Source organism: Streptomyces sp. NPDC002490 (assembly GCF_040296045.1).
In the GTDB taxonomy this organism is placed as follows: Bacteria; Actinomycetota; Actinomycetes; order Streptomycetales; family Streptomycetaceae; genus Streptomyces.
Window position 1 is genome coordinate 79,790 of record NZ_JBEOWM010000023.1, and the last position, 25,393, is coordinate 105,182.

General features: G+C 69.0%; 19 protein-coding genes and 1 tRNA gene. 4 read left to right on the forward strand and 16 right to left on the reverse strand.

What is annotated here, in order from left to right:
- Window positions 1–17: 17 nt before the first annotated feature.
- A complete protein-coding gene (gene rpsJ / locus ABT092_RS17055) occupies window positions 18–326 on the reverse strand; it encodes a 30S ribosomal protein S10 (protein ID WP_003948644.1) in 309 nt (102 codons plus the stop codon).
- Window positions 327–1,036: 710 nt separating this feature from the next.
- Between rpsJ and ABT092_RS17060 the strand changes: the two genes are divergently transcribed.
- Together ABT092_RS17060 and ABT092_RS17065 are read left to right on the forward strand one after the other, a co-directional pair.
- Window positions 1,037–1,966 carry a class I SAM-dependent methyltransferase gene (locus ABT092_RS17060; RefSeq protein ID WP_351244522.1) on the forward strand — a complete coding sequence of 310 codons (930 nt, stop codon included), beginning with the start codon at window positions 1,037–1,039 and terminating at the stop codon, window positions 1,964–1,966.
- A 243-nt stretch (window positions 1,967–2,209) separates the two neighbouring features.
- Window positions 2,210–3,127, forward strand: a complete 918-nt coding sequence (locus ABT092_RS17065; RefSeq protein WP_351244524.1) for an RpnC/YadD family protein — start codon at window positions 2,210–2,212, stop codon at window positions 3,125–3,127.
- 79 nt (window positions 3,128–3,206) lie between these two features.
- On the opposite strand, the gene ABT092_RS17070 is transcribed toward ABT092_RS17065, so the two are convergent.
- Entirely contained in the window at window positions 3,207–4,016 is an 810-nt protein-coding gene (locus tag ABT092_RS17070; protein WP_351244526.1) for a helix-turn-helix transcriptional regulator, read from the reverse strand.
- Between the two features lie 84 nt (window positions 4,017–4,100).
- On the opposite strand from ABT092_RS17070, the gene ABT092_RS17075 reads away from it, so the two are divergent.
- Window positions 4,101–5,573, forward strand: a complete 1,473-nt coding sequence (locus ABT092_RS17075) for an MFS transporter (RefSeq protein WP_351244528.1) — start codon at window positions 4,101–4,103, stop codon at window positions 5,571–5,573.
- A gap of 80 nt (window positions 5,574–5,653) precedes the next feature.
- Here ABT092_RS17075 and tuf read toward each other — a convergent pair whose 3' ends face one another.
- The 14 genes from tuf to ABT092_RS17145 form a co-directional block, all read right to left on the reverse strand.
- Entirely contained in the window at window positions 5,654–6,847 is a 1,194-nt protein-coding gene (tuf, locus tag ABT092_RS17080; RefSeq protein WP_351244530.1) for an elongation factor Tu, read from the reverse strand.
- 151 nt (window positions 6,848–6,998) lie between these two features.
- Window positions 6,999–9,119, reverse strand: coding sequence for an elongation factor G (gene fusA / locus ABT092_RS17085; RefSeq protein ID WP_351244532.1), 2,121 nt, complete (start codon window positions 9,117–9,119; stop codon window positions 6,999–7,001).
- Between the two features lie 39 nt (window positions 9,120–9,158).
- A complete protein-coding gene (rpsG, locus tag ABT092_RS17090) occupies window positions 9,159–9,629 on the reverse strand; it encodes a 30S ribosomal protein S7 (RefSeq protein ID WP_073792897.1) in 471 nt (156 codons plus the stop codon).
- Window positions 9,630–9,631: 2 nt separating this feature from the next.
- Entirely contained in the window at window positions 9,632–10,003 is a 372-nt protein-coding gene (rpsL, locus tag ABT092_RS17095; RefSeq protein WP_007823146.1) for a 30S ribosomal protein S12, read from the reverse strand.
- Window positions 10,004–10,361: 358 nt separating this feature from the next.
- The gene (locus ABT092_RS17100; protein WP_351244535.1) at window positions 10,362–14,273 is read right to left on the reverse strand and encodes a DNA-directed RNA polymerase subunit beta'; all 3,912 of its coding nucleotides are present in this window, start codon (window positions 14,271–14,273) and stop codon (window positions 10,362–10,364) included.
- Window positions 14,274–14,367: 94 nt separating this feature from the next.
- Window positions 14,368–17,853: a DNA-directed RNA polymerase subunit beta gene (gene rpoB / locus ABT092_RS17105; RefSeq protein WP_351244537.1), complete on the reverse strand. Its 3,486-nt coding sequence runs from the start codon at window positions 17,851–17,853 to the stop codon at window positions 14,368–14,370.
- 630 nt (window positions 17,854–18,483) lie between these two features.
- The gene (gene rplL / locus ABT092_RS17110; protein ID WP_351244539.1) at window positions 18,484–18,867 is read right to left on the reverse strand and encodes a 50S ribosomal protein L7/L12; all 384 of its coding nucleotides are present in this window, start codon (window positions 18,865–18,867) and stop codon (window positions 18,484–18,486) included.
- 131 nt (window positions 18,868–18,998) lie between these two features.
- Complete coding sequence (gene rplJ / locus ABT092_RS17115) at window positions 18,999–19,535, reverse strand: 50S ribosomal protein L10 (protein WP_351244541.1); 537 nt, start codon at window positions 19,533–19,535, stop codon at window positions 18,999–19,001.
- 292 nt (window positions 19,536–19,827) lie between these two features.
- Complete coding sequence (locus tag ABT092_RS17120) at window positions 19,828–20,766, reverse strand: SCO4651 family lipoprotein (protein WP_351244543.1); 939 nt, start codon at window positions 20,764–20,766, stop codon at window positions 19,828–19,830.
- Between the two features lie 151 nt (window positions 20,767–20,917).
- Window positions 20,918–21,646, reverse strand: coding sequence for a 50S ribosomal protein L1 (gene rplA / locus ABT092_RS17125; protein WP_351244545.1), 729 nt, complete (start codon window positions 21,644–21,646; stop codon window positions 20,918–20,920).
- Between the two features lie 148 nt (window positions 21,647–21,794).
- A complete protein-coding gene (gene rplK, locus ABT092_RS17130) occupies window positions 21,795–22,229 on the reverse strand; it encodes a 50S ribosomal protein L11 (protein ID WP_351244547.1) in 435 nt (144 codons plus the stop codon).
- 194 nt (window positions 22,230–22,423) lie between these two features.
- The gene (gene nusG, locus ABT092_RS17135) at window positions 22,424–23,302 is read right to left on the reverse strand and encodes a transcription termination/antitermination protein NusG (protein WP_351244549.1); all 879 of its coding nucleotides are present in this window, start codon (window positions 23,300–23,302) and stop codon (window positions 22,424–22,426) included.
- A gap of 91 nt (window positions 23,303–23,393) precedes the next feature.
- Window positions 23,394–23,684 carry a preprotein translocase subunit SecE gene (gene secE / locus ABT092_RS17140; RefSeq protein WP_351244551.1) on the reverse strand — a complete coding sequence of 97 codons (291 nt, stop codon included), beginning with the start codon at window positions 23,682–23,684 and terminating at the stop codon, window positions 23,394–23,396.
- Between the two features lie 114 nt (window positions 23,685–23,798).
- A tRNA-Trp gene (locus ABT092_RS17145) sits at window positions 23,799–23,871 on the reverse strand.
- A 226-nt stretch (window positions 23,872–24,097) separates the two neighbouring features.
- On the opposite strand from ABT092_RS17145, the gene ABT092_RS17150 reads away from it, so the two are divergent.
- Complete coding sequence (locus tag ABT092_RS17150; RefSeq protein WP_351244553.1) at window positions 24,098–25,324, forward strand: pyridoxal phosphate-dependent aminotransferase; 1,227 nt, start codon at window positions 24,098–24,100, stop codon at window positions 25,322–25,324.
- Window positions 25,325–25,393 lie beyond the last annotated feature (69 nt).

The following is a 25,393-nucleotide window of genomic DNA, read 5'->3' on the forward strand; positions in this document are numbered from 1 at the left end:
CTCGTTACACCGACCCCTCAGAGCTTGATCTCGATGTCGACACCGGCCGGCAGGTCGAGTCGCATCAGAGAGTCAACGGTCTTGGGCGTCGGGTCGAGGATGTCGATCAGGCGCTTGTGCGTGCGCATCTCGAAGTGCTCGCGCGAGTCCTTGTACTTGTGCGGCGACTTGATGACGCAGTACACGTTCTTCTCAGTGGGCAGCGGCACCGGGCCCGCGACCGACGCACCAGTGCGGGTCACCGTCTCGACGATCTTCTTCGCCGAGGAGTCGATGACCTCGTGGTCGTAGGCCTTGAGCCGGATGCGGATCTTCTGTCCCGCCATGGCTACTTCGTAGTCCTGTCTCTTGGAAACGCTCTTGGAACCCGGGGAGCCGTTCCCGGTTCCCTCCGCCGACCCACGCGGTCGGGCGTGTCGCGGTCCCGCTGACAGGGATGTCCCTTGGGGGGACTTCCCTACGAGGGGAACGCGGTCACGGGACCGCGGGCCGGGGATGAAACCACCCACCGGGCGCCTGGTCGGCACCCCGCTGACACTTCCCGGAAGATTCCCGTACGTCCGCCCCAGCGCTGCCTTACGGCAGTTAGGGCGACGAGTACTGTGGGACTCGCTTCCGGTCCTCCCGGCGGGAGGCGCGCAGCATCGATACTCAACCGAGCAACCCGAACAGTCTGCCACACGGGGTACGACCCTGGCCAATCGAGCCGAAGAGGGTACCCCACGCCCCAGGCGCCCACACCAGCCCCGCGGGGGCACCCGCTCCCACGGCCGCAGCCCCTCCGGCTCGCGGACCCACCCGGATCCGGGCGACCGACCCGCCGGGGACGTCGAACGACGCCACGGACACCACGGGCCTGCTCGCCCCGGCCCGGCGCCGAGGCCCGGAGCGGGGAGCGGCTGCGCCGCGAACGTCAACACCGGGGATACCCATGATCGGTCCGGGGAAAGGATCATCCGGTCCCGATCGACCACCGCACGCGTACGACCCAGAGCACGTCCTTGCCGGCCGCCATCGTCCGAAAGGCAACTCTCCCTTGCGCGCACAGACTCCGACCGCCGTCCGCGAGCCCTCCCCCACCCTGCTCGAACGGTTCCCCGTGCTCCAACGCGGGCTGGACCGGCTGGAGCACCGGCCCCTCGCCCACGGCCTCGCCCTGTGGGCCACCGGGTTCGTGAAGCCGGTGTTCCTGGACCACCTGGTCACCCCCCGACCGCGACCGGAGTCGGCGCCCGTGCGGGAGCTGTTGGAGGAGGGGCGCGAGGCGTACGCGAAGCGGCTGGCCGGGTTCCTCGACCACGCCGACCTCCTGGCCCGCATACCGGTGGAGGGGCTGGAGCGGGGGTCCACCCCGTACTGGGGCAACAGCTGGCTGTCCCCGCTGGACGCGGTCGGCCTCTACGGGATGCTCGCCGAACACCGGCCCGCCCGGTACCTGGAGATCGGCTCCGGCAACTCCACCAAGTTCGTCCGCCGGGCGATCACCGACCTGGGCCTGTCGACCCGGATCACCTCGATCGACCCGCAACCACGGGCGCAGATCGACGCCCTCTGCGACGAGGTCGTCCGAGTGCCGCTCCAAGACGCCGACCACGCGGTCTTCGCGGAGCTGGAGCCCGGTGACGTCCTCTTCCTCGACGGCTCCCACCGGCTCCACATGGGCTCGGACGTCCTGGTGTTCTTCTCCGAGCTGCTGCCCCGCATCAAGCCCGGGGTGCTGGTCCAGGTCCACGACATCATGCTGCCCGGCGACTACCCGAGCGCCTGGCGGTGGCGGCTGTACAACGAGCAGTACCTGTTGGCGGCGCTCCTCACCGCCGCACCGCAGCGGTTCGACGTCCTCCTGCCGAACGCCTTCGTCCACGCAGACCCCGAACTCCGCACGGTCCTGGCCCCGTTGTGGCGCCGACTCGGGGTGACCCGGCACTTCGACCCCGGCTCCTTCTGGTGGCGGCACCGGGGCTGAGCCCCGGCCGGAGCCCGGTGCGGGTCCGTCCCGTACCGGGCTCCGGCACCCGTCGTACGCACCGGACGCCTCCGGACGGGAGCCGGGCCGTGCGGGTACGCAGGCCGCGAGCCGCTCGTCGAAGGGGCTCCCGCGGCGAGGCCGGAGCCGGTGACGTCAACCAGATGATCACATTCACTCGAATCACTGAACGATCATCGAATCATCACCCACGGTGAACTCCGCTCCTTACGCTCTGGCCCCATGGTCACTTCCTCTCACGAGGCCGCGCACCGGATCTTCCAGGAACGCCCCGAGCTACTCGTTCCGGTGTTCCGCGTCCTCGGGGTCCCCCTGTCGAGCAAGGTCGCCGTCGAAGCCCTGACCGGCGACGCCACCGAGATCCGACCCGTGGAACGCAGAGTCGACAGCGTTCTACGGGTCGAGTCCTCGGACGGCACCCGTTTCCTCCTCGCCATCGAGGCCCAGCGCCGCCGGGACCCGGAGAAGGCTGCGAGTTGGGCCTACTACCTGGCCTTCCTCCAAGCCAAGCACAAGCTGCCGGTGCTCCTCCTCGTCGTCTGCCACGACCGCGCCACGGCGAAGTGGGCCACCGGTCCGTTCCGGACCGGCATCGAGGGCTGGACGGCCCTGAGCACGCATCCCCTCGTCCTCGGCCCGGACAACATCCCGGTCATCACCGACGTGGCCGAGGCCAGCAGGAACCTCGCGCTCGCCACGTTCTCCGCGATGACTCATGGCGAGCACCGGGACATCACCCCGATACTGGACGCATTGGCCAGGGCGCTCGGCCAGGTCGAGGTCGAGACCGCCCTCTACTTCCGTGAACTGCTGGAACTCGGCCTGGGAGACACCCCGGCTCGCGAAACCTGGAGGAACATGATGAGCGTCGCCACCTACTTCCCCGGCCGGGGCACGATCATCGAGGAGACCTACCTCAAGGGCAAGGGTGAAGGCCGGGCCGAAGCGCTCGTGGACGTCCTGGAGATGCGCGGTCTGACCGTCAGCGACGAGGCCCGCGAACGCATCACCGGCACCACCGACGCCGAGACCCTCACCGCCTGGCTCGCCAAGGCCCTCACCGCCACCACGGTGGACGACCTGTTCACGGACGACGCTTCCCCGGCAGAGGCGCCCGACAGCGGGGGCACCGAGGCGTAGGCACCCCGACTCGCCGCCGTCCTTCGCGGACCGGTCCGCCTCCGCGAAGGACCTCTCGGCCGCCCCCGCCCGTCGCCGCTCACCCGTTCGGGTCGTCCTCCTCCGCCCCGTGCAGGTACCGCCCCGGTGAGGTCCCCACGGTCCGCCGGAAGGCCGCGAGGAAGGCGCTCGGGGTCGCGTACCCGACGGCCCGGGCGACCCGGGCGACCGGCTGGCCCTCTGCCAGCAGGGGCAGCGCCGCGCACAGCCGTGCCTGGGTCCGCCAGCGGTCGAAGGTCATGCCCGTGTCCCGGGCGAAGAGCCGGGTCAGGGTGCGGCGGCTCGCCCCCACGGCCCTCGCGTGGGCTTCCAGACCGCGCGGGTCGGCCGGATCGGCCAACAGCGCCTCCGCCACCGCCCGGACCCGGTCGTCCTTCGGAGTCGGCACCTCGATGGGGACGGTGGGCAGCGGACGCAGCAGGTCCCAGACCACGGCCTCGCCCCGCAGCCGGGCGCCGTCGGTCAGGTCGTCGCGGGCCAGGTAGGTCAACAGCCGGGCCAGGAGTCCGTCCACCGCGACGGGAGTGGGCTCCGGCCAGTCCAGCGGGCAGCGGTCCACCGCGAAGTAGAGGCCGTGGAGCACCGCGTCGCGCGAGGCGCCGGTCCGGTGCTCGATCCCCGCCGGCAGCCACAGCGCCCGGGTGCGCGGCAGCACCCAGGAGGCGTCGCCCACGCCGACCCCCAGCACCCCGCGACGCGCCCACGCCAACTGGTGGTGCTCGGGGTGCCGGTGCGGGACGAACCACTGCCCCGGCGCCAGCGGGAAGCTCCCCACGACGAGGGCGCCGACGGCGTCCGGGACGGCGGTGAACGTCTCCTGCGGCGTGCGGTTCCGGGGCTTCTGATCCACCCCTCCAGGGTATGGCCCCAAGCCGCTATCACCTGGCCCCATAGCCTCTCGCAGCCAACGAGGGCGCGTACGTAGCGTCGCCGTATGCCCGACGACCACTCCGTTTCCGCCCCCCGTCCACCGCGTTCCCGGCCCGGTGACCCCGGCGGTCCGTCCGGCCCCGCCGCCCCGGGCCGGACCTCCGCACCCCGCGGCGCCGCGCTCGCCGTCCTCTGCCTGGTGCAGTTCATGCTCGTCCTGGACGACACCGTGGTGAGCGTGGCGCTGCCCAGCATCCGGGAGGACCTCGCCTTCGGCACGGCCGGACTGGTCTGGGTCGTCAACGCCTACTTCCTCGCCTTCGGCGGACTGCTCCTGCTGTGCGGGCGACTCTCCGACCTCCTCGGCCGCCGTCGGGTGTTCCTCACCGGGGTGGCCCTCTTCGGGGCGGCGAGCCTGCTGTGCGGGCTGGCCCGGGAGCCGTGGCAGCTGGTGACCGGCCGGTTCGCGCAGGGCGCGGGGGCCGCCATGGCGAGCCCGGCCGCGCTGGCGATGGTCGCCCTCCTGTACCCGGAGCCCGGCGAACGCGCGCGGGCGTTCGGGATCTGGGGCGCGGTCGCGGGGCTCGGCGGCACTCTGGGCGTGGTGGTCTCCGGGGCGCTGACCGGGTTGGCGTCCTGGCGCTGGGTCTTCCTGGTCAACCTGCCGGTGGTCCTGGTGGCGGTGACGCTGCTGCCCCGACTGGTCCGGGAGAGCCGGGCCGACCGACCGCCCCGGCTCGACGTGCCGGGCGCGGTCCTCGGCACCGGGGCGGTGGTGGCCCTGGTCTACGGTCTGCTGCGGGCCGGGGAGGCGGGGTGGACGGACCGGACGGCGGTGCCGGCGCTGGCCCTGGCCGGGGCGCTGGCCGCCGGGTTCGGGTGGTGGGAGCATCGGACCGCGCAACCGCTGCTGCCGTCGTCGTACCTGGCGTCCCGGTTCCGGCTCGTGGCCAACGGAGCGAGCCTGCTGTTGTCCGCCGCGCTGTACGCGATGGCGTTCCTGCTGATGCTGCAGGTGCAGACCGTACTCGGCTACCGGCCGCTGACCGCCGGGCTCGCGTACCTGCCGTACGGGGCCGCGATCCTCACCGGATTGTGGCTCTCCCGGCGGGCGGTGGCCCGGTTCGGGATGCGCACCGCGCTGACCGGGTCGCTGCTGGTGACGGCGGCGGGGCTGCTGACGCTCTCGGGGGTGGCGGCGGGTAACGGGTACGTGTCCGGGGTGCTGCCGGGGATGCTCGTCACCGCCCTGGGGTGCGGGCTGAGCCTGCCCGCGCTGACGGTCGCCGCGCTCACCGGCACCACCGGGGAGGACGCCGGGATCGGCTCGGCAGTGCTGAACTCGGTCCAGCAGATCGGGGGCGCGGTGGGACTGGCGGTCCTGGTGCCGCTGGCCGCACGAGGGCACGGGACGGAGGCGGCGGGAGGCTTCTCCCTGGCGTTGACCGTCGCCGCGGGCGTGGTCGCGCTCGGGGCGGTCGCACTGCTCGCGCTGCCCGGCGGCCCCGGCCGGGGGCACGCGGCGGCGGGTCGCTGACCCGCCCCGGGAAATCCGAAGGGCCCGTACGACCACACGGGTCGTACGGGCCCTCCGAGCTTGCGCTGACGCGCGTCAGGTCACTTGTTGATCTTGGTGACCTGGCCGGCGCCGACGGTCCGGCCACCCTCGCGGATGGCGAACTTCAGGCCCTCTTCCATGGCGACGGGCTGGATGAGCTCCACCGTCATCTGGGTGTTGTCGCCCGGCATGACCATCTCGGTGCCCTCGGGGAGGGTCACGACGCCGGTCACGTCCGTCGTACGGAAGTAGAACTGCGGGCGGTAGTTGTTGAAGAACGGGGTGTGGCGACCACCCTCGTCCTTCGACAGGATGTACGCCTGCGCCTCGAACTCGGTGTGCGGGGTGACCGAGCCCGGCTTGATGATGACCTGGCCGCGCTCGACGTCCTCGCGCTTGATGCCGCGGAGCAGCAGACCGACGTTCTCACCGGCCTGGCCCTCGTCGAGCAGCTTGCGGAACATCTCGATGCCGGTGACCGTGGTGGTGGTCTTCTCGGTCTTGATGCCGACGATGTCGACGGTCTCGTTGACCTTGAGGATGCCGCGCTCGATACGACCGGTGACGACGGTGCCACGACCGGTGATCGTGAAGACGTCCTCGATGGGCATGAGGAACGGCTTGTCGACGTCACGCTCGGGCTGCGGGATGGACTCGTCGACGGCCTTCATCAGGTCGAGGACGGTCTGGCCCCACTCCTTGTCGCCCTCCAGCGCCTTGAGCGCGGAGACCTTGACGACCGGCAGGTCGTCGCCCGGGAACTCGTACTCGGAGAGCAGCTCGCGGACCTCGAGCTCGACGAGCTCCAGGATCTCCTCGTCGTCCACCATGTCGGCCTTGTTCAGGGCGACGACGATGTACGGAACGCCGACCTGGCGGGCCAGGAGCACGTGCTCCTTGGTCTGCGGCATCGGGCCGTCGGTGGCGGCGACCACGAGGATGGCGCCGTCCATCTGCGCGGCACCCGTGATCATGTTCTTGATGTAGTCCGCGTGACCGGGGCAGTCGACGTGCGCGTAGTGGCGCGTCTCGGTCTGGTACTCGACGTGCGCGATGGAGATGGTGATACCGCGCTGACGCTCTTCCGGCGCCTTGTCGATCTGGTCGAAGGCCGAAGCCTCGTTCAGGTCCGGGTACGCGTCGTGCAGCACCTTGGTAATGGCGGCCGTGAGGGTCGTCTTACCGTGGTCGATGTGACCGATGGTGCCGATGTTGACGTGCGGCTTAGTCCGCTCGAACTTCGCCTTCGCCACTGGGGTCCTCCTGGGAGTGGTTCTGTACGCCTTACTTCATCGGCGCCAGGTGATCTTTGCTGGAAAGCCCGGGGCCGGGGGGCACCCGCCATGGCTGTGGCGGGCACCCCGGTGGCTCCGGAGTCAAGCCTAAAGCGTGCGCTCGGTCGAGCTACTCGCCCTTGGCCTTCGCGATGATCTCCTCGGCGACGTTCCGCGGAACCTCGGCGTAGGAGTCGAACTGCATCGAGTAGCTCGCGCGACCCGACGTCTTGCTGCGGAGGTCGCCGACGTAGCCGAACATCTCCGACAGCGGGACCAGGCCCGTGACGAGCTTGGCACCGTGACGGTCTTCCATGGACTGGATCTGACCGCGACGGGAGTTGATGTCACCGATGACGTCACCCATGTAGTCCTCGGGCGTCGTCACCTCGACCTTCATCATCGGCTCCAGCAGGGCCGGGCTGGCCTTGCGGGCGGCCTCCTTGAAGGCCATCGAACCGGCGATCTTGAAGGCCATCTCGGAGGAGTCGACCTCGTGGTAGGCACCGTCGAGGAGGATGACCCGGACACCCGTGAGCGGGTAGCCGGCGAGCACGCCGAAGTCCATGGCCTCCTGGCAACCCGCGTCCACGGACGGGATGTACTCCCGCGGGACACGACCGCCGGTGACCTTGTTGACGAACTCGTAGCCGTCGCCCTCAAGCGGCTCCAGCGCGATCTGCACCTTCGCGAACTGACCGGAACCACCGGTCTGCTTCTTGTGGGTGTAGTCGAGCCGCTCGACCGCCTTGCGCAGCGTCTCGCGGTAGGCCACCTGCGGCTTGCCGACGTTGGCCTCGACCTTGAACTCGCGGCGCATGCGGTCGACCAGCACGTCGAGGTGCAGTTCGCCCATGCCGGCGATGATGGTCTGGCCGGTCTCCTCGTTGGTCTTGACGCGGAAGGACGGGTCCTCCTCGGCAAGACGCTGGATGGCGACGCCCAGCTTCTCCTGGTCACCCTTGGACTTGGGCTCGATGGCGACCTCGATGACCGGGGCCGGGAAGTCCATCGACTCCAGGATGACCGGGTTCGCCGGGTCGGCGAGGGTCTCACCGGTGGTGGTCTGCTTCAGACCCATGACGGCGACGATGTCGCCGGCACCCACCGAGTCGATCTCCTCACGCTTGTTGGCGTGCATCCGGTAGATCTTGCCGATGCGCTCCTTGCGGCCCTTCACCGAGTTCTGCACCTGAGAACCCGACTCCATGCGACCGGAGTACACGCGGACGAAGGTCAGCTTGCCGAGGTGCGGGTCGCTCGCGATCTTGAACGCGAGAGCGGCCAGCGGCTCGTCCTCGGACGGCTTGCGCCGGATGACCTCGTCCGGGTTGGACACCGACTGGCCCTCGATGGCCTCGATGTCCAGCGGGGACGGCAGGTAGCGCACCACCGCGTCGAGCAGGGGCTGCACGCCCTTGTTCTTGAACGCGGTCCCGCAGAACACGGGGGTGATGGTGGTGCCGTCGCCCTTGCCGGAGCCGATGGTGATGCGACGGATGGCCGCGTACAGCTGCTCCTCGGAGGGCTCCTCGCCCTCCAGGTACAGCTCCATCATGGCCTCGTCGTTCTCGGCGACGGTCTCCAGGAGCTTGGCGCGCCACTCGTCGGCGGCCTCGGTGTGCGTCTCCGGGATGTCGACGACGTCGTACGCCTCGCCGAGCGCGGTCTCGGCGGACCACACGAGCGCCTTCATGCGGACCAGGTCCACGAGGCCGCGGAAGTCGGCCTCGGCACCGATCGGGAGCTGCATGACGATCGGGGTGGCGCCGAGGCGGTCCACGATCATGTCGACGCAGCGGTGGAACTCGGCACCCGTGCGGTCGAGCTTGTTGACGAAGCAGATGCGCGGAACGCCGTAGCGGTCCGCCTGACGCCACACGGTCTCGGACTGGGGCTCGACACCGGCGACACCGTCGAACACCGTCACGGCACCGTCGAGGACGCGCAGCGAGCGCTCCACCTCGACGGTGAAGTCGACGTGGCCGGGGGTGTCGATGATGTTGATGGTGTGGTCGACGTCCTCCAGCTGCCAGTGACAGGTGGTGGCAGCAGAGGTGATCGTGATGCCACGCTCCTGCTCCTGCTCCATCCAGTCCATGGTGGCTGCACCGTCGTGGACCTCACCGATCTTGTACGACACACCGGTGTAGTACAGGATGCGCTCGGTGGTCGTCGTCTTGCCCGCGTCGATGTGAGCCATGATGCCGATGTTGCGCACCCTGGCCAGGTCAAGCGAAGTGGTAGCCATAAGGCTCAGTCTTCTCTCGGTTCTCGATGGGGGAAGCGACTACCAGCGGTAGTGCGCGAAGGCCTTGTTGGACTCGGCCATCTTGTGCGTGTCCTCGCGCTTCTTCACCGCGGCACCGAGGCCGTTCGAGGCGTCGAGGAGCTCGTTGAGGAGACGCTCGGTCATCGTCTTCTCGCGACGCGCACGCGAGTAACCGACCAGCCAGCGCAGCGCCAGGGTGTTGGCACGACCGGGCTTGACCTCGATCGGCACCTGGTAGGTGGCGCCACCGACGCGGCGGGACTTGACCTCAAGGGTCGGCTTGATGTTCTCCAGCGCGCGCTTCAGCGTGATGACCGGGTCGTTGCCGGTCTTGTCGCGCAGGCCCTCCATGGCGCCGTACACGATGCGCTCGGCGGTGGAGCGCTTGCCGTTCAGCAGCACCTTGTTGATGAGGGAGGTCACCAGAGGAGAACCGTAGACCGGGTCGATGATGACCGGGCGCTTCGGGGCGGGGCCCTTACGAGGCATTCTTACTTCTCCTTCTTGGCGCCGTAGCGGCTGCGGGCCTGCTTGCGGTTCTTGACGCCCTGGGTGTCCAGGGAACCACGGATGATCTTGTAACGAACACCCGGCAGGTCCTTCACACGGCCACCACGCACGAGCACGATGGAGTGCTCCTGCAGGTTGTGTCCCTCACCCGGGATGTAGGCCGTGACCTCGATACCGGAGGTCAGACGCACACGCGCGACCTTCCGCAGGGCCGAGTTCGGCTTCTTCGGGGTGGTCGTGAACACACGCGTGCAGACGCCGCGGCGCTGGGGCGAGCCGTCCAGTGCGGGCGTCTTGTTCTTCTCGACCTTGTCCTGCCGGCCCTTGCGGACCAGCTGCTGGATCGTAGGCACTACTTCTCCGGTTTCTGTGTGCCGATCATGAAGCTAACCTGGAACGTCACCGACCCACGCGGTCGGGTGTGTCGAATGCCGCGGTTCCGCCCAACGGACGGGAGAGCACGGATTGCGGTGGCCTCCTACGACCACCCGTACGGTTGAGGACACGCACGGGGGCCAGGGCACACCCCAGGCACAAGGTATGAGCGTACCGACCGTCCACACCGTGGTCAAAATGATATTGGTCCGGTCGTTTGCGAACCTCGCACCCGCCCCGGCCGCACCGCTGCCACCAGCAGGAACGCCCGGAGGGCGGACACCCCACGGGTGTCCGCCCTCCGGCTCGACGTGCGCACGCGGACGCACGGCACGGTTACTGGTTGTACGGACCGTAGTCGTAGTCCTCCAGCGGGACGGCCTGACCCGACCCGGTGCCGAACGGCGAGTAGTCGATGTCGTCGTAGCCGACGGCCGAGTACATCGCGGCCTTCGCCTCCTCGGTGGGCTCCACCCGGATGTTGCGGTAACGGGCCAGACCCGTACCGGCCGGGATGAGCTTGCCGATGATGACGTTCTCCTTGAGGCCGATCAGGGAGTCGGACTTGGCGTTGATCGCCGCGTCCGTGAGGACCCTGGTCGTCTCCTGGAAGGAGGCCGCCGACAGCCACGACTCGGTGGCCAGCGAGGCCTTGGTGATGCCCATGAGCTGCGGACGACCGGAGGCCGGGTGACCGCCCTCCTGGACCACGCGGCGGTTCTCGGTCTCGAACTTCGACCGCTCCACCAGCTCGCCGGGCAGCAGCTCGGCGTCACCGGACTCGATGATCGTCACGCGGCGCAGCATCTGCCGGATGATGATCTCGATGTGCTTGTCGTGGATCGACACGCCCTGCGAGTTGTAGACCTTCTGGACCTCGCCGACCAGGTGGACCTGCACGGCCCGCTGGCCGAGGATGCGCAGCACGTCGTGCGGGTTGGTCGCACCGTAGGTGAGCTTCTCGCCCACCTCGACGTGGTCGCCCTCGCGGACCATGAGCTTGGCGCGCTTCGAGATCGGGTAGGCCGTCTCTTCGCTGCCGTCGTCCGGGGTGACGACGATCTTCTTGGTCTTCTCGGTCTCCTCGATCCGGACCCGACCGGCCGCCTCCGAGATGGGGGCGACGCCCTTGGGCGTACGGGCCTCGAAGAGCTCGACGACACGCGGCAGACCCTGGGTGATGTCGTCACCGGCCACACCACCGGTGTGGAAGGTCCGCATCGTCAGCTGGGTGCCGGGCTCACCGATGGACTGGGCGGCGATGATGCCGACCGCCTCGCCGATGTCGACCAGCTTGCCGGTGGCCAGCGAACGGCCGTAGCACATGGCGCAGGTGCCGACGGCGGACTCGCAGGTCAGGATCGAGCGGGTCTTGACCTCCTCGACCCCGTGGTGCACGAGCTGGTCGATCAGCACGTCGCCGAGGTCGACGTTGGCCGGCGCGATGACCTTGCCGTCGATGACGACGTCCTCGGCCAGCATGCGGGCGTAGACGCTGGTCTCGACGTCCTCGGCCTTGCGCAGCACGCCGTCCGCACCGTGGTTGGCGATCCGCAGCTTGAGGCCGCGCTCGGTGCCGCAGTCCTCCTCGCGGATGATGACGTCCTGGGAGACGTCCACCAGACGACGGGTGAGGTAACCCGAGTCGGCGGTCCGCAGCGCGGTGTCCGCCAGACCCTTGCGGGCGCCGTGGGTGGAGATGAAGTACTCCAGCACGGACAGGCCCTCGCGGAACGACGCCTTGATGGGCCGCGGGATGGTCTCGTTCTTGGCGTTCGACACCAGACCGCGCATACCGGCGATCTGACGCATCTGCATCATGTTTCCGCGCGCGCCCGAGTTCACCATCATGAAGATCGGGTTCGTCTTCGGGAAGTTGTCGTTCATCGCCTCGGCGACCTTGTTGGTCGCCTCGGTCCAGATCTTGATGAGCTCCTGAGTGCGCTCTTCCTTGGTGATCAGACCGCGCTCGTACTGCTTCTGGACCTTCTCGTCCCGCGACTCGTACTCGGCGACCAGGGCCTTCTTCGCCTCGGGCACGACCACGTCGGAGATGGCGACGGTGACGCCGGAGCGGGTCGCCCAGTAGAAGCCGGACGCCTTCAGGTTGTCGAGGGTCGCGCCCACGATGACCTTGGGGTAGCGCTCGGCGAGGTCGTTGACGATCTCGGAGAGCTGCTTCTTGCCCACCTCGTAGTCGACGAACGGGTAGTCCTCGGGCAGCAGCTCGTTGAAGAGCGCACGGCCCAGGGTGGTCCGCAGTCGGAAGGTGTCGCCCTGCTGCCACTCGCCGCCGAAGCCGTCGGGGCCGGCCTCCTCGACGGGCGGGGTCCAGCCGCGCGGCGGGATGGTGCCCACCGGGAAGCGGATGTCCACCCGGGACTGGAGGGACAGCTCGCCCGCGTCGAAGGCCATGATGGCCTCGGCGACGGAGGCGAAGGAACGCTCCTCGCCCTTGACGTCGCGCATCTCGCCGTCGGTGGTCAGGAAGAACAGACCGAGGACCATGTCCTGGGTCGGCATCGTGACCGGGCGGCCGTCGGCGGGCTTGAGGATGTTGTTCGAGGACAGCATCAGGATGCGGGCCTCGGCCTGCGCCTCCGCGGAGAGCGGCAGGTGGACGGCCATCTGGTCACCGTCGAAGTCCGCGTTGAACGCGGTGCAGACGAGCGGGTGGATCTGGATGGCCTTGCCCTCGACGAGCTGCGGCTCGAACGCCTGGATGCCCAGACGGTGCAGGGTCGGGGCGCGGTTCAGCAGCACCGGGTGCTCGGCGATGACCTCTTCGAGGACGTCGTACACCACGGTGCGACCGCGCTCGACCATGCGCTTGGCCGACTTGATGTTCTGCGCGTGGTTCAGGTCCACCAGGCGCTTCATCACGAACGGCTTGAAGAGCTCCAGCGCCATGGCCTTGGGCAGGCCGCACTGGTGCAGCTTCAGCTGGGGGCCGACGACGATCACGGAACGGGCCGAGTAGTCGACGCGCTTGCCGAGCAGGTTCTGACGGAAGCGGCCCTGCTTGCCCTTGAGCATGTCGGAGAGCGACTTCAGCGGGCGGTTGCCCGGGCCGGTGACCGGACGGCCGCGGCGGCCGTTGTCGAACAGCGCGTCGACGGCCTCCTGGAGCATCCGCTTCTCGTTGTTCACGATGATCTCGGGGGCACCGAGGTCGAGCAGGCGCTTCAGGCGGTTGTTCCGGTTGATGACCCGGCGGTACAGGTCGTTCAGGTCGGAGGTCGCGAAGCGGCCACCGTCCAGCTGCACCATCGGACGCAGGTCCGGCGGGATGACCGGGACGCAGTCCAGCACCATGCCCTTGGGGCTGTTGCTGGTCTGGAGGAAGGCGGAGACGACCTTGAGCCGCTTGAGGGCACGGGTCTTCTTCTGGCCCTTGCCGGTGCGGATGATCTCGCGGAGGCGCTCGGCCTCCTCCTCCAGGTCGAAGGACTCCAGGCGCTTCTGGAGCGCGGCGGCGCCCATCGAGCCGTCGAAGTAGGTGCCGAAGCGGTCGCGCAGCTCGCGGTAGAGGAGCTCGTCGCCCTCCAGGTCCTGGACCTTGAGGTTCTTGAAGCGGGTCCACACCTCGTCGAGGCGGTCGATCTCGCGCTGGGCGCGGTCGCGGAGCTGCTTCATCTCGCGCTCGGCGCCCTCGCGGACCTTGCGGCGCACGTCGGCCTTGGCGCCCTCGGCCTCCAGCTCGGCGAGGTCGGTCTCCAGCTTCTTGGCGCGGGCTTCGAGGTCGGCGTCGCGCCGGTTCTCGATCTGCTGGCGCTCGACGGAGACGTGGGCCTCCAGCGACGGGAGGTCGCGGGTGCGGCGCTCGTCGTCCACGTACGTGATCATGTACGCGGCGAAGTAGATGACCTTCTCCAGGTCCTTCGGCGCGAGGTCCAGCAGGTAGCCCAGGCGCGAGGGAACGCCCTTGAAGTACCAGATGTGGGTGACGGGGGCGGCCAGCTCGATGTGGCCCATCCGCTCGCGGCGCACCTTGGCGCGGGTGACCTCGACGCCACAGCGCTCACAGATGATGCCCTTGAAGCGGACGCGCTTGTACTTGCCGCAGTAGCACTCCCAGTCCCGGGTCGGACCGAAGATCTTCTCGCAGAAGAGTCCGTCCTTCTCGGGCTTCAGGGTGCGGTAGTTGATCGTTTCGGGCTTCTTGACCTCGCCGTGGCTCCACTGGCGGATGTCGTCCGCGGTGGCCAGGCCGATCCGAAGCTCGTCGAAGAAGTTGACGTCGAGCACTATGCGTCAATCCCTCTCAGGGTTGTGTCTTGTGGTCTGTACGGGGTCCGGGGCTGCGGCCGGGACCGCCCTGGGGCGGTCCCGGCCGGACCCGTCAGACCTCTTCGACGCTGCTCGGCTCGCGCCGGGACAGGTCGATGCCGAGTTCCTCCGCCGCGCGGAAGACGTCCTCGTCGGTGTCGCGCATCTCGATGGACATGCCGTCCGAGGACAGCACCTCCACGTTGAGGCACAGGGACTGCATCTCCTTGATGAGCACCTTGAAGGACTCGGGGATGCCGGGCTCGGGGATGTTCTCGCCCTTGACGATGGCCTCGTAGACCTTCACGCGGCCGGTGACGTCGTCGGACTTGATGGTCAGCAGCTCCTGGAGGGCGTAGGCGGCGCCGTAAGCCTCCAGCGCCCACACCTCCATCTCACCGAAGCGCTGGCCACCGAACTGGGCCTTACCACCCAGCGGCTGCTGGGTGATCATCGAGTACGGACCGGTCGACCGGGCGTGCAGCTTGTCGTCGACCAGGTGGTGCAGCTTGAGGATGTACATGTACCCGACGGAGATCGGGTCCGGGAACGGCTCGCCGGAGCGACCGTCGTACAGCTGCGCCTTGCCGGACGGGAGGACCATGCGGTCGCCGTCGCGGTTGGGGATGGTGTGCTTCAGCAGGCCGGCGAGCTCGTCCTCGCGGGCGCCGTCGAAGACGGGGGTGGCGACGTTGGTGCGCGGGGCGACCTGGTCGGCCTCGATGGCCTGGAGGCGCTGCGCCCAGTCGTCGGCGAGGCCGGAGACGTCCCAGCCCTGGCTGGCGAGCCAGCCGAGGTGGATCTCCAGGACCTGTCCCGGGTTCATCCGGGACGGGACGCCGAGCGGGTTGAGGATGATGTCGACGGGGGTGCCGTCCTCCATGAACGGCATGTCCTCGATCGGGAGGATCTTGGAGATGACGCCCTTGTTGCCGTGGCGTCCGGCGAGCTTGTCGCCGTCCGTGATCTTCCGCTTCTGGGCGACGTACACCCGGACCAGCTGGTTGACGCCGGGCGGCAGCTCGTCGCCCTCCTCGCGGTCGAAGACGCGGACGCCGATGACCTTGCCGGTCTCGCCGTGCGGCACCTTCAGCGAGGTGTCGCGGACCTCACGGGCCTTCTCGCCGAAGATCGCGCGGAGCAGGCGCTCCTCGGGGGTCAGCTCGGTCTCGCCCTTGGGCGTGACCTTGCCGACGAGGATGTCGCCGCCGATGACCTCGGCGCCGATGCGGATGATGCCGCGCTCGTCGAGGTCGGCGAGGACCTCTTCGGAGACGTTCGGGATGTCCCGGGTGATCTCCTCGGGGCCGAGCTTGGTGTCACGGGCGTCGACCTCGTGCTCCTCGATGTGGATCGAGGAGAGGACGTCGTCCTGGACGAGGCGCTGCGACAGGATGATCGCGTCCTCGTAGTTGTGGCCCTCCCACGGCATGAACGCGACGAGCAGGTTCTTGCCGAGCGCCATCTCGCCGTTCTCGGTGGCGGGACCGTCGGCGAGGACCTGGCCCTCGATGACCCGGTCGCCCTCGGCCACGATGACCTTCTGGTTGACCGAGGTGCCCTGGTTGGAGCGCGAGAACTTCGCGACCCGGTACGTGGTGTACGTGCCGTCGTCGTTGGTGACGGTGACGTAGTCGGCGGAGACCTCCTGGACGACACCGTCCTTCGCGGCCTTGATGACGTCGCCGGCGTCGGTGGCGCAGCGGTACTCCATGCCGGTGCCGACGAGCGGGGCCTCCGCCTTGATGAGCGGCACGGCCTGGCGCATCATGTTGGCGCCCATGAGCGCGCGGTTGGCGTCGTCGTGCTCCAGGAAGGGGATCATCGCGGTGGCGACGGACACCATCTGGCGCGGGGAGACGTCCATGTAGTCGACGTCGGTGCCGGGCACGTAGTCGACCTCGCCGCCGCGGCGGCGGACCAGCACGCGGTTCTCGGCGAACCGGAGTTCGTCGGTGAGCCGGGCGTTGGCCTGCGCGATGACGAAGCGGTCCTCCTCGTCGGCGGTCAGGTAGTCGACCTCGTCGGTGACCTGGCCGTCGACGACCTTGCGGTACGGGGTCTCCACGAAGCCGAAGGCGTTGACGCGGCCGTAGGAGGCGAGCGAGCCGATCAGACCGATGTTCGGGCCTTCGGGGGTCTCGATCGGGCACATGCGGCCGTAGTGCGAGGGGTGCACGTCACGGACCTCGAAGCCGGCCCGCTCGCGGGAGAGGCCACCCGGGCCGAGCGCCGAGAGGCGGCGCTTGTGGGTGAGCCCCGACAGCGGGTTGTTCTGGTCCATGAACTGGGACAGCTGGCTGGTGCCGAAGAACTCCTTGATGGAGGCGACGACCGGCCGGATGTTGATCAGGGTCTGCGGCGTGATCGCCTCGACGTCCTGGGTGGTCATGCGCTCGCGCACGACGCGCTCCATGCGGGCGAGACCCGTACGGACCTGGTTCTGGATCAGCTCGCCGACGTTGCGCAGGCGACGGTTGCCGAAGTGGTCGATGTCGTCGGTCTCGACGACGATCGTGCGGCCGGACTCGCCGACCGTCTCGGTCTCCCCGGCGTGCAACTTGACCAGGTACTTGATGGTCGCGATGACGTCGTCGGTGGTGAGCACGCCGGCGTCGAGCGGCTCGTCGGCGCCGAGCTTCTTGTTGACCTTGTAGCGGCCGACCTTCGCGAGGTCGTAGCGCTTCGGGTTGAAGTAGAGGTTCTCCAGCAGGGTCTGGGCGGCCTCGCGCGTGGGGGGCTCGCCCGGACGCAGCTTGCGGTAGATGTCCAGCAGCGCGTCGTCCTGGCCCTGGGTGTGGTCCTTCTCCAGGGTGGCGCGCATGGACTCGTACTCGCCGAACTCCTCCAGGATCTGCTCGGTGGTCCAGCCGAGCGCCTTCAGGAGGACGGTGACGGACTGCTTGCGCTTGCGGTCGATGCGGACGCCGACCATGTCGCGCTTGTCGATCTCCATCTCCAGCCAGGCGCCCCGGGAAGGGATGATCTTGGCGGAGAAGATGTCCTTGTCGGACGTCTTGTCGATGGAGGAGTCGAAGTAGACGCCGGGCGAACGGACGAGCTGCGACACCACGACGCGCTCGGTGCCGTTGATGACGAAGGTGCCCTTGTTGGTCATGAGCGGGAAGTCGCCCATGAAGACCGTCTGGGACTTGATCTCGCCGGTCTCGTTGTTGGTGAACTCGGCGGTGACGAAGAGCGGCGCGGCGAAGGTGAAGTCGCGCTCCTTGCACTCGTCGATGGAGTTCTTCGGCGGCTCGAAGCGGTGGTCGCGGAAGGTCAGGGACATCGACCCGGAGAAGTCCTCGATCGGGGAGATCTCCTCGAAGATCTCCTCCAGACCGGACTTGGTGGGGACGTCCTGTCCGCTGTCCAGAGCCGCCTCGACACGAGCCTTCCACGCGTCGTTGCCGAGCAGCCAGTCAAAGCTCTCGGTTTGCAGCGCAAGAAGGTTCGGAACCTCAAGGGGCTCCTTGATCTTTGCAAAGGAGATGCGCAGCGGGGCGGTGCTGGCGCCGTTGTTCGTATTCGCGGTCGAGGCAGTGCGCGAGGCGGCCAAGAGGGGTCCTTCCGAGGGCTCGGACTCACTACGCGCGTACCGGTCCCCCGCCTGGACACGACGAGACGTCCACACGAAATCCCAGGTCAGGGACGGTTTTCGACTCGGTGCTCAAGCATGGGCATGCCCCTGGTGACGGGCAGGAGGCAGCTAACAGGCAGCGCAAAGGGTCAGTGTAGCCACAAGGCCCACTGATGTCCAGTGCGGGTTTACTGACACCCTCTGTGCTCTCCCACGCCTGCCGTCCGTCACGTCCTCGACGCACATCGATACTGCCCTCTTCGCCGCCGATCCATGCCTCGGAGTTCGGATCGTAGTGACGACGCGTCCTGAGAATTGCGCGCTGCGTGCGGTTCGTCAAGGCCCCCTCGTGCGAACCGGGTGCCGCGAACGTCACTGACCGCCGTTGCCGGGCGGACCGTCACCAGGGCTACCGCGCGCACAACGAAGATCACCATACTCGTCGTCACGCACTGCGCAAGCAGCCCTTCGGACGAGGGACGGAACGCCGAACGGCGACCACCCACTTGGGTGATCGCCGTTGGGGGCCTCCGCGTTACAGCGAGAGGCGGACGAGGGGCGCCGCGGGGGCGCCGCACTCGTGCGGGAGTCCGCTGGACTCCCGTGGGGTCACTTGACCTCGACGGAGGCGCCGGCGGCCTTGAGGGACTCGGCGGCCTTCTCGGCGGCGTCCTTGGCGACCTTCTCCAGGACGGGCTTCGGGGTGCCGTCGACGAGGTCCTTGGCCTCCTTCAGACCCAGGGAGGTCAGCTCGCGCACGACCTTGATGACCTGGATCTTCTTCTCGCCGGCGCCGGTGAGGATGACGTCGAACTCGTCCTGCTCCTCGGCGGCCTCGGCGGCCGGGGCGCCGGGGGCACCAGCGGCAACGGCGACCGGGGCGGCGGCGGTGACGTCGAAACGCTCCTCGAACGCCTTCACGAACTCGGAGAGCTCGATGAGGGTCATCTCGTCGAACTGCGCGAGCAGGTCTTCCTGGCTGAGCTTCGCCATGATGGGCGATCCTTCCACTAATTCGGCAGGTGCCGGATGTACATGTCAGGCGGGCGTACGTCGGGCCCGCGGCGACCGTCCCCGCACCGACGCGGATGCGTCAGGCGGCGGCGGTCAAAGTGCGAGCCGAGTTACTCGGCACCGCCCTGCTCGCCCTCGGCCTTCTTGGCACGAAGCGCCTCCGCGGTGCGGACGAACTTCGAGGGAAGCGCCTGGAAGAGCGCGGCAGCCTGGGACTGCTTGCCCTTCATGGCACCCGCCAGCTTGGCGAGCAGAACCTCGCGGGACTCAAGGTCCGCAAGCTTCTTGATCTCATCGGCGGACAGCGCCTTGCCGTCAAGGACACCGCCCTTGATGATGAGATTCGGGTTGTCCTTGGCGAAGTCACGAAGACCCTTCGCCGACTCCACCGGGTCACCGGTGACGAAGGCGACCGCCGTCGGACCGTTGAACAGGTCGTCGAGCGTCGAGATCCCGGCCTCATTGGCAGCGATCTTGGTCAGCGTGTTCTTCACCACGGCGTACTGGGCGTTCTCACCGAGCGAACGGCGCAGCTGCTTGAGCTGTGCCACGGTGAGACCGCGGTACTCGGTCAGCACGGCGGCGTTCGAGCTGCGGAACTTGTCCGTCAGCTCGGCAACCGCGTCAGCCTTGTCGGGCCTCGCCATGAGCCTCGGCCTCCTTCCGGGTGATTCGGACCGCGCGGACCCGAAGGAGGACTGAGGAAAACAAAACGCCCCGGCGCAGGGCACGGGGCGTAGCTCTACCGAACGGATACGGGATACCCGTCCAGGAGCAGTTCCACGTCACCTGCGCGGGTCGTTCGCAGTTCAGCGAACCTTCGGCCACCGCGACCCGGACGGGCACGCGGCAAACAACCAGCGGTCTTTGGCTTCTCGGGAAGCGTACGGGACCGGGTGCGCGCCAGGCAAATCGTCCCCGGCGGGGGTGCGTCCGCCGTCAGCGGGCGCCGTGCACCAGCGCCTCGTACTCCACGGTGTCCGCGGGGTCGGGGGCGGGGCGGGCCGTCACCCGCGCCCCGAAGTCGCGGTAGTGCGCGGTGCTGCGCAGCACGCCGGCCGCGGTGCGGCTGCGCTCCGTGCGCTTCACCAGTCGGCCCGCGGAGTCCACCCACACCTCGATCCGCTCCTCCGTGATCCCCGCGGCCCGCAGGCGTTCGCGCACCGCCTCCGCCCGCTCGGCGGCCGGCCCCCGGGTGGGCAGCTCCGCCGGGCGGACGGTCCCCGCATAGCGGGTGGTCGCGACCCCGCGGACCACCGCACGCCCGGCTTCCCGGACGTCCGGGGCGAGCAGCAGGAGTTCCATCGAGCCGCCCGGACTCACGTCGGCGGCGGAGGCCCCGCGGGCGGCGTCGTGCCGTATCCAGTGCCGACCGCCGGTGCGGGCGGCGAAGGCGTCGCCCATCCGCGCGTAGTAGGCGCCGTCCACGTACCGCGCCTCGGTGGCGTCCGCGCCCCACTCCTGCAGGGTCTCGGTGAGGGTGCCGCCCGTGTAGCGGATGGCGAGGGTGCCGTGCAGTCCGTCCGACCAGCCGAGCACCCCGGTGGTCTCGGTGGACACCGTGCCGTCCAGCGCCATGACCGCACTGACCCGTGCGGACCCCGCGGCCCGGGTGCGTTCCGCGGCGGTGCGCAGTGCCCGGAGCACTTCCCGGGGCGCCGGGGAGGCGGTGGCCGCGGGGCGGGTCGCCGGGGCGCCCCCGTCGGTGCAGGCGGACAGGGCGAGGAAGCCGCCGCCGACGCCCAGCAGCAGCGGGGCCAGCGAGAGCGCCCCCCACGAGAGCCAGGTGTGGCGCCGGCCGACCCGGCGCGCCGGGGCGCGGAACGTCCCGGTGGCGCGCGTCCGCCCGTAGCCGGTCCGTCGCGTGTTGCGCCGCATGGTCCCCGCCCCCGTTCCCCCGTGTGGGTGCCGCTGGTGGGCACGCTAGCGCAGGCGGGGCCGAACGCCCGAGGAACGGCGCAGGGCCCCGTGCCGCCGGAGAACCGGACGGTACGGGGCCCTGCGGTCACGCGGTCGCGTGCCCGGTCGCTCAGACGGCGGCCGGGTCCTCCTCGACGAGGAGGTTGCGGGTGCGGTTGGCGTCCACGGGAACGCTGGGGCCGACCGTGGTGGTGATGGCGGCCTTCTTGATGTAGCGACCCTTGGCGGCGGACGGCTTCAGACGGAGGATCTCCTCCAGCGCGGCGCCGTAGTTCTCCACCAGCTTGGTGTCGTCGAAGGACACCTTGCCGATGATGAAGTGGAGGTTCGAGTGCTTGTCGACGCGGAACTCGATCTTGCCGCCCTTGATCTCGGTCACGGCCTTGGCCACGTCCGGGGTCACGGTGCCGGTCTTCGGGTTCGGCATCAGACCACGCGGGCCGAGGACGCGGCCGAGACGACCGACCTTGCCCATGAGGTCCGGGGTGGCGACGACGGCGTCGAACTCGTTGAGCCGCTGGCCCTTGGAGATCTCGTCGATCAGTTCGTCGGAGCCGACGATGTCGGCGCCCGCGGCACGCGCGGCCTCGGCACGCTCACCGGTCGCGAAGACCAGGACCCGGGCGGTCTTGCCGGTGCCGTGCGGGAGGTTCACGGTGCCACGGACCATCTGGTCCGCCTTGCGGGGGTCGACACCGAGCCGGAAGGCGACCTCGACGGTGCCGTCGAACTTGGACGTCGAGGTCTCCTTGGCGAGACGCACGGCTTCGAGCGGGGCGTAGAGCCGGTCCCGGTCGATCTTGGCGTCAGCGGCGCGGAGGGACTTGCTGCGCTTCACTTCTGCTCCTGTACAGAGTGTCGTCGGGCGGTCGAACCGCCGGACGGGAACGGAGTCGTGGTGCGGGCCGGCGCGGGCCCTGCCACTTTCTGGAAGGTCGTACGGGTTCGCATCCGTCCGGGCGCGGGGCCCGAGCGGCTACGGGAGGTCAGTCCTCGACCGTGACACCCATGGACCGGGCGGTGCCCGCGATGATCTTCGCGGCGGCGTCCAGGTCGTTGGCGTTGAGGTCGGGCATCTTGGTGGTGGCGATCTCGCGGACCTGCGCCTGGGTGATCTTGGCGACCTTGGTCTTGTGCGGCTCGCCGGAGCCCTTCTCCACGCCCGCGGCCTTGAGGATCATCTTCGCGGCCGGCGGGGTCTTGGTGATGAAGGTGAAGGAACGGTCCTCGTAGACCGTGATCTCCACCGGGATGACCCAACCGCGCTGCGACTCGGTCGCGGCGTTGTAGGCCTTGCAGAACTCCATGATGTTGACGCCGTGCTGACCCAGCGCGGGGCCGACCGGCGGAGCCGGGTTGGCGGCACCGGCCTGGATCTGGAGCTTGATCAGCCCCGTGACCTTCTTCTTCTTGGGAGGCATTGCTCTCTCCGGGTCCTAGTGAGAGGTGTGAGCGCTCCAGCCGATCATCCGGATGGAGGCATACCGCACAACGATAACGGGTAGCGCGGTGCGGAGAAAAACCGACAGGTCAGAACGGTCGCGGGGACCGTTCTGACCTGGTCGGAAGTCGTCTGCGGGGCCGGGCGGCCCGGAGGTCGACCGGCCCGGCGGCGTCAGTTCTTCTGGATCTGGTCGAAGCTCAGCTCGACCGGGGTCTCGCGACCGAAGATCTCGACCAGGCCCTTGACCTTCTTCGAGTCGGCGTTGATCTCGTTGATCGTGGCCTGGAGGGTGGCGAACGGGCCGTCCGTGACGGTGACCGAGTCGCCGACCTCGAAGTCCAGCACCTGGACCTCGACCTTGCGCTGCGGCACCGGGCGGCCCTCGGCGTCGGCGGCCTCGCGGGCGGCCTTGGCCTCGGCCTCCGGGGCGAGCATCTTGACGATCTCGTCCAGGGTCAGCGGGTACGGGTCGTAGGCGTTGCCGACGAAGCCGGTGACGCCCGGGGTGTTGCGGACGACGCCCCAGGACTCGTTGGTGAGGTCCATGCGGACCAGGACGTAACCGGGGAGCTTGTTCTGGCGGACGTTCTTGCGCTCGCCGTTCTTGATCTGGACGATCTCTTCCTCGGGCACTTCGGCCTGGTAGATGAACTCCTCGACGTTCAGCGAGACGGCGCGCTGCTCCAGGTTGGCCTTCACGCGCTTCTCGTAGCCCGCGTAGGTGTGGATCACGTACCACTCGCCGGGCAGGGTGCGCAGCTCCTCGCGGAGGGCGGCGACCGGGTCCACCGGCTCGGGCTCCTCCACGGCGTCGGCCTCGGCGTCATCCGCGGCCTCGGCCTCGGCGTCCTGGTCGGTCCCGTCCGCCTCGTCCTCGGCCTCGACCGTTCCGTCGACCTCGGTGTCGTCCTCGGCCCGGGCCTCGTCGACGTCGACGCCCTCGACGACGTCACGCTCGTCCTCGGTGGACCCGCCGGCCTCGGCGGACTTCACGGACTCCGCAGCGACCTCATCGGACTCGACGGCGTCGTTCAGGTTCGGGTCAGACACGGTGGCTGCTTCTTCCTGGTTACAGAGGGGTGGAACAACGCGAAAGGGACGCCGAGGTCGGCGTCCTTCGCTGAGGGCTGTGCTTCCGGCATCAGCCGAAGACGTACTTCGCGACTCGGTCGAGGCCGAGGTCCAGCACGCTCACGATACCGATCATGATGACCACGAAGATGATCACGACGATCGTGTAGGTGGTGAGCTGCGAGCGCGTCGGCCAGACGACCTTGCGCAGTTCCGCGACGATCTGGCGGTAGAACAGGGCGAGGCGGCCGAAGGGACCCTTCTTGCCGCGCTTCCCGCCCTTGCGCGCCTTCTTCTCCGAATCCGGAGCGTCGTCGTCCTGAGCATCAGGCATGTCGATGGAGCCCACGGCGTCCGTCACTCTTCCTCACCTGATTCCCGGGTCGGCCGTGCCGCGCCCGGTTGAGCCGCACGGCGGTGCATTGCGTACGTACGTGCCACACATCCACACATCCGGAAGGGGAGGTGGGACTTGCAGGGCCGGAGGGACTTGAACCCCCAACCGCTGGTTTTGGAGACCAGTGCTCTACCAATTGAGCTACGACCCTTTGGTTCGCCCCAACGTACCGCATCCGGGCGACCGCGGGGTGTGCGATCGACGGGTGCGGCCGGTGTCGGCCAACGAGGAGAGAGTGTACGTGTTCTGCGCGCCGACGTCGAACAGCGGCCGCCGCGGGGGCCGTCGAGGGCGCCCGCAGCGGCGTTCCCGGGCCCGCTGCCCAGTGGGTGAAACCCGCGTACCGGGCCGGCTCCGGGTCTGGAACCATGGGGCGCATGAGCGCTGCAACCTCCCCGACCGAACGCCGGGTCTCCGCCCGGATCGGTGCGATCTCCGAGTCCGCGACCCTCGCCGTCGACGCCAAGGCCAAGGCCCTCAAGGCCGCCGGGCGTCCGGTGATCGGCTTCGGCGCCGGCGAGCCCGACTTCCCGACGCCCGACTACATCGTCGAAGCCGCCGTCGAGGCGTGCAAGAACCCGAAGTTCCACCGCTACACCCCCGCCGGTGGGCTCCCGGAGCTGAAGGCCGCCATCGCCGCGAAGACGCTCCGCGACTCCGGCTACGAGGTCGAGGCCGCGCAGGTCCTGGTGACCAACGGCGGCAAGCAGGCGATCTACGAGGCGTTCGCCGCGATCCTCGACCCGGGCGACGAGGTCATCGTCCCGGCGCCGTACTGGACCACCTACCCGGAGTCGATCCGGCTCGCCGGCGGCGTCCCGGTCGACGTGGTCACCGACGAGACCAGCGGCTACCGGGTGACCGTCGAGCAGCTGGAGGCCGCGCGCACCGAGCGGACCAAGGTCCTGCTGTTCGTCTCGCCCTCCAACCCGACCGGCGCCGTCTACAGCGCCGAGGACACCGAGGCGATCGGCCGCTGGGCCGTCGAGCACGGGCTGTGGGTGCTCACCGACGAGATCTACGAGCACCTAGTCTACGGCGACGCCGTGTTCACCTCGCTGCCCACCGTGGTGCCGGAGCTGCGCGACAAGTGCATCGTGGTCAACGGCGTCGCCAAGACGTACGCCATGACCGGCTGGCGGGTGGGCTGGCTGATCGGTCCGAAGGACGTGGTCAAGGCCGCGACCAACCTCCAGTCGCACGCCACCTCCAACGTCTCCAACGTCGCCCAGGCCGCCGCGCTCGCCGCGGTCTCCGGCGACCTGACGGCGGTGGCCGAGATGCGGGAGGCGTTCGACCGGCGCCGGCGGACGATCGTGCGGATGCTGAACGAGATCGACGGCGTGGTCTGCCCGGAGCCGGAGGGCGCCTTCTACGTGTACCCGTCGGTGAAGGCGCTGCTCGGCAAGGAGATCCGGGGCCAGCGGCCGACCAGCAGCGTGGAGCTGGCCGCGCTGATCCTGGACGAGGTCGAGGTGGCGGTGGTGCCCGGCGAGGCCTTCGGCACCCCGGGCTACCTGCGGCTGTCGTACGCGCTCGGCGACGAGGACCTGGCCGAGGGCGTGTCCCGCATCCAGAAGCTGCTGGCGGAGGCCACCGACTGAAACTGGGGCACCCCGTAACGTTACGGGGTGCTCCCGGTCACGCTGGCCACTCTGCTGCGCACACGTCAC